Raw genomic sequence first — 4,664 nt, forward strand, 5'->3', positions numbered from 1 at the left:
CATGGCGGCAGTGGAAGCTCGTGACCTGAATCGCATAAGGCGGGGTGCTCGGATGGAGGTGAACGTCAGGGGCATCACCAGGGACAACGACACCTGCCACGAGACATCACTCGGCCTCACCACCGACATGAGTGACGAAGAATGGCAGGTCATCAAGTCGTTGATGCCCTGGCCGGTCTGGTTACACGGCAACGGCGGACGACCCGAGAAGTACTGCCGTCGCCTGATCATGGATGCCATCCGGTACGTGGTCGACAATGGCTGCAAGTGGCGCAATCTACCCGCCGACTTCCTGGTGCCCTGGCGCACCCGTCCATGCGATCTTCACTCGCTGGTGGCAGGACGGTAGTCTCTATGATCTCCACAATGACCTGCGCGAACAGGTCCGGATAGCCGACGGGCGCGATCCGGAACCCAGCGTGGGGATCATCGACTCGCCGTCGCTGCGGGCCGCCGAGACGTCGCCGCCAGCTCGCGCGGATATGACGCGGCCAAGAAGGTGCAGGGCACCAAGCGGCACGTCATCGTGGACACCCCTGGGCCTGCTGCTGGTCGTCATCGTCACCGCCGCCGGCGTCCAGGACCGCGACGGCGCCAAGCCCGCGCTGGCGCGTCTGCGCGATTGGTACGAGCGGATCGTGCTGATCTGGGCCGACAGCGCCTACGTCGGCAAGCTCGTGACCTGGGCCCGAAAGCACGTCCGGCTCACTCTGGCGATCGTCAAGCACAGCGACGATGTCAGCGGCTTGATGGTCCTTCCTCGCAGGTGGGTGGTAGAGAGGAGGCTGTCGTGGATCTCCCAGCGCAGGCGGTGCGTACGTGACCATGAACGGTTATCCGAGCACCACAAGACCATGGTCTTGTGGGCGATGATCATCCTCACGGGACGACGACTCGCGCGATCCACATCTCTCAAACCGACCTGACGATCAGTTTGTACACGGGCACTTACCGAGGGAGGAGGGCCACGGTGGGGGACCGGTGTACCGGATGCCCTTGTCGGAGGGGCGGCGTTCTCTGTAGCTGCTTCGTCGGGTGCGCCTGACGGCTCGGGGGTAGCTGCGGTGACGGCGGGCGGGGTTGCGGTTTCGAGGTCAGCTGACCCGCAGGACGGTGCGGGTCCAAAGGTCGTCGTGGGGCTCAGGGGGGAAAGGCCGCCCGGTCGGTGACTGAGCGGCGCACGATGCGCAGGGTGGCCAGGAACTTGATCCGTGTCAACGGCCAAGTGCGTGTCGCCGCTGATGGCCATGTAGATGTCCCCGGGTCTTCGTAGTTGACTACTTCTTGGTGAGGCGTGCTGGTGTCCTGGTTCGTGCCTGTTTCATGCGGAAGGACTCGCCCTCGGTGACCACGACGATGCTGTGGTGCAGGAGCCGGTCCAGCAGGCTGACGGCGGTGGTGTGTTCGGGCAGGAAGCGTCCCCATTGGTCGAAGGGCCAGTGCGAGCCGATGCCGAGCGCGCGGCGCTCGTAGGCGGCGGCGACGAGGCGGAACAGCAGTTGGGCGCCGGTGTCATCGAGCGGGGCGAAGCCGACCTCGTCGATGATGATCAGGTCGGCGCGTAGCAGGTTCTCGATGACGCGGCCGACGGAGTTGTCGGCCAGCCCGCGATAGAGGGTTTCGACCAGTTCGGCGGCGGTGAAGTAGCGGACCTTGTGGCCGGCCTGGATGGCGGCGACGCCCAGGGCGATGAGGCTGTGGGATTTGCCGGTGCCGGCCGGGCCGACCGCGCAGTAGTTCTCCGCCGCTCGGACCCACTCCAGCGAGGCGAGATAGTCGAAGGTCGCCTTCGGGATCGAGGAGGCCGCGACGTTGAACTCCTCGATGGTCTTGAGCACGGGGAAGGCGGCGGCCTTCATCCGGGCGCGGGCGTTGGAGGCATCACGCGCCGCCAGTTCGGCGTCGATGAGCGTGCGCAGGAACTCCTCGGGGTTCCAGCGCTGCGTGCGGGCGGTGACCAGCAGTTCGGGCGCCAGTCGCCGGATGGCGGACAGCTTCAAGCGGCGCAGCCCGCCGTCGAGGTCGGCGGCCAGCGGCGCGGGTGTGGGTGCGGTCATGACACCTGTCCGATCTTGTCCAGGGTGTACTCGGCCAGCGACCGGGTCGGGACCGGCGGCAGCTCCAGGATCAGCGCATCGCCGGCGGGTGCCGGCTGCGGGGCCCCCGCGCCCGCGGCCAGGATCGAGCGCACGTCCTCGGCCCGCCAGCGGCGGAAGGACACTGCCCGTTCCAGCGCCGCGATGAGTGCCTGCTCGCCGTGCGCGGCCCGCAGGCCGGCCAACTCGACCAGGTCGCCGGTCAGCCGGGTGTTGCCCGCGGCGGCTGAGCCGGTCAGGAACGATTCGGCCGCCGGGCCGAGTGCCAGGAACGCCTTCTCCGCCGCGGTCCGAGGCCGGGCGGCGCGGCGTGGTGCGGGCCGGGGCCCGCCGTAGTGCTCATCGGCCACCGACGCCTCACCGGGTGCGACCGCCAGATGGTCGGCGACGATCTCACCGGTGGCCAGGTCGCAGATCAGCAGCTTGCCCTGCTGTTCACTGATCGCCACGCGGGCGCCGATCAGCCGCGTGGGCACCGAGTAGCGGGCCGAGCCGAACCGCACGCAAGACAGCCGGTCGACCTTGCGGGTGATGGGCGCCTTGCCGATCGCCGGCCGCAGCGACGGCAGAGCGGTCAGCAGCTCCCGCTCACCGGCCAGGCGCTCGGCGGGGACCGCGCAGATCTCCGAGTGCGTCACGGTGTTGACCTCGGCGCACCACTGGCGGGCGGCCACGTTGGCGGCGATCAGGTCATTGAAGGGCGCCAGCGGCACGACCAGATCACGTTTGGCATAGCCGACCAAGTGCTCCACGATGCCCTTCGATTCCGGGTCGGCGGCCTCGCACCAGTCCGGCCGGAAGGCGTAATGGGTGGCGAAGCGCACGTAGTCAGAGGCGGGGATGACCTTGTTGGCGACCACGCCACCCTTCAGACAGCCCATCCGATCGGCCAGCACCACCTTGGGCACCCCGCCGAGTTCCTCGAAGCATTCGGCCAGCAACGCCAGCGTAGTGGTGGCCCGCTCGTTGTCGGCGAAACGGACGAACCGCACCCGCGACCAGGCCAGCACCGCGCAGAACACGTGCAGCCCGCCGCCCGCATCCCCCCAGTCGATGACCAGCATCTCGCCCGGCGTCCAGACCGCCGGCCGCCGCCCGCGATGGTGATCGCGCCGCCATGTCTTCTTCGCCTCGGCCACCAGGCGGCGGAAGTTACGCGCCGATCCCTCATACCCTGCAGCCTGGGCCAGGGGCAGCAGCCGTTTGGCCGAGATCTTCCCGGCCGTGCTCTTGATCTTCTCGGCCACCAGATCGGCGACCGTATCGAAGTTGTGCTCGCGCCGTCTGCGGCCCGGCGGCTTGTCCCCGGCTAGCGCCCGCTCGATGATGCGTTTGACGGTCTTGTGCGTGGTACCGCACATCTCGGCGGCCCCGCGATAGGTGCCCACCTCACGGTAGGCGGCGATGATGTCCATGACTTCCCCCGAAGACTTCATGGCCGGGCAGACCCCCTGAGCGGTGATCTCGTGACTGGCTGACACCGTCACGATCACCGCTCAGGGCACACCCCTCCTCGCGACACGCGAACAGCGCGTAAGAGAAGTGGGGACCTAAACCGGCCACCAGTGGTGACCTCGAACTGGCCACCTGTGGGGACTTTTACATGGCCACGGACAATCCGGTCGGGGTCGATTCCGCGGTGGTGGCCGCGACACAGATCAAGGTGGCCAGGGCCCAGTGGGTAAGCAGGTAGGCCCAGATCTCCTGAGGTACCAGGTCGGGAGTCTGTCGTCCAGCGGCTCAAGGAGCAGAGCGCCCCGCGGAAAGGGGGTGCGGCATCAGCGTCAGTCGGCGATCGGAGGGTAAGCCGGGGCTTTCCACGACCCGGCCGGCAACCTCCTCGCCCATCGGATGGGGCGATTTGCCGGAAACGGGTCGGATTGCGGCGATTCGGATGCTGGCGCTGCTCGTGGAGCGGTGGAGCGACGGTTATCACGCCGGCGGCGAGCCTGACGGGCGCCGTTGATGAGCAGGGCGATGAGCGCGTCTCAGGAATCGCTGGGGAAGGTGGGCCGCGAGCACACCGACCGGATGGCGGTGGTGTATGTGCGTCAGTCGACGCGTCGTCAGGTGCTTGAGCACACCGTGTCGGCCCGGGTCCAGTACGCGCTGGCGGTCGCGGGCGGACATGGTGGCGCTGAGGCGATCGACGGCATCGCCGCCACCCACGACACCTGCGCCGCCACCTGACCCCGCGCGTCAACGGGCAGGGACGAGGCGGCCTGGATCGTCGTCTTCGAGGTACCAGACGGCGCCGTGTGAGCAGTCCCGATGGCGACGGGTTGTGCGGTGGTGCCGCAGCAGTTCCCTTCGGTGACGTGTCCACGAGCTACTCGCGGTACAGGACGAGGTGCTCGTGGTAGAGCACGCCGTCGCGGACGTCGCCCGTGGCGGTGAAGCCGAGGTCGTCGAAGTAGTCGAGGTGGGTGCCGGTGACGACGTAGCGCCCGGTGTAGGCACGCTTGCGGCCGTCGCGTTCCTCCTCGTAACGGCCGTTGGGCAGGAGTTCCTGGCGGATGCGGCCGTCGGCGGTCACCCACATGCCCACATAGGGGTGCGGAGCGGCCG

At 68.2% G+C, this 4,664-nt stretch carries 6 protein-coding genes; 3 read left to right on the forward strand and 3 right to left on the reverse strand.

The genetic code is table 11. From position 1 onward, the window contains the following. Together DAT37_RS44935 and DAT37_RS44940 are read left to right on the forward strand one after the other, a co-directional pair. A partial coding sequence (locus tag DAT37_RS44935; protein WP_232839858.1) for a transposase occupies positions 1–349 on the forward strand: 349 nt, incomplete at its 5' end. A 70-nt stretch (positions 350–419) separates the two neighbouring features. After that, positions 420–926 carry a transposase gene (locus tag DAT37_RS44940; protein WP_198654351.1) on the forward strand — a complete coding sequence of 169 codons (507 nt, stop codon included), beginning with the start codon at positions 420–422 and terminating at the stop codon, positions 924–926. A 351-nt stretch (positions 927–1,277) separates the two neighbouring features. Here the strand turns inward: DAT37_RS44940 and istB are convergent, their stop codons facing one another. Next, a complete protein-coding gene (gene istB / locus DAT37_RS19295) occupies positions 1,278–2,057 on the reverse strand; it encodes an IS21-like element helper ATPase IstB (RefSeq protein WP_109526207.1) in 780 nt (259 codons plus the stop codon). Then, entirely contained in the window at positions 2,054–3,532 is a 1,479-nt protein-coding gene (gene istA / locus DAT37_RS19300) for an IS21 family transposase (protein ID WP_109526210.1), read from the reverse strand. The genes istB and istA overlap by 4 nt, the downstream gene beginning before the upstream one ends. Before the next feature lie 541 nt (positions 3,533–4,073). Here istA and DAT37_RS19305 point away from each other — a divergent pair. Beyond that, positions 4,074–4,286, forward strand: coding sequence for a hypothetical protein (locus DAT37_RS19305; RefSeq protein ID WP_198654352.1), 213 nt, complete (start codon positions 4,074–4,076; stop codon positions 4,284–4,286). Positions 4,287–4,425: 139 nt separating this feature from the next. Here the strand turns inward: DAT37_RS19305 and DAT37_RS19310 are convergent. Beyond that, positions 4,426–4,664 (reverse strand): Atu4866 domain-containing protein (locus tag DAT37_RS19310; RefSeq protein ID WP_232839859.1); only part of this gene is annotated, 239 nt, incomplete at its 5' end.

It is taken from the genome of Nocardia aurea, assembly GCF_003123685.1.
In the GTDB taxonomy this organism is placed as follows: Bacteria; Actinomycetota; Actinomycetes; order Mycobacteriales; family Mycobacteriaceae; genus Nocardia; species Nocardia aurea.

Coding starts and splice junctions, on each gene's coding strand:
- DAT37_RS19305 (WP_198654352.1), top strand. CDS start 4,074: ATGAGCGCGTCTCAGGAATCGCTGGGGAAGGTGGGCCGCGAGCACACC.
- istB (WP_109526207.1), bottom strand. CDS start 2,057: ATGACCGCACCCACACCCGCGCCGCTGGCCGCCGACCTCGACGGCGGG.
- istA (WP_109526210.1), bottom strand. CDS start 3,532: ATGAAGTCTTCGGGGGAAGTCATGGACATCATCGCCGCCTACCGTGAG.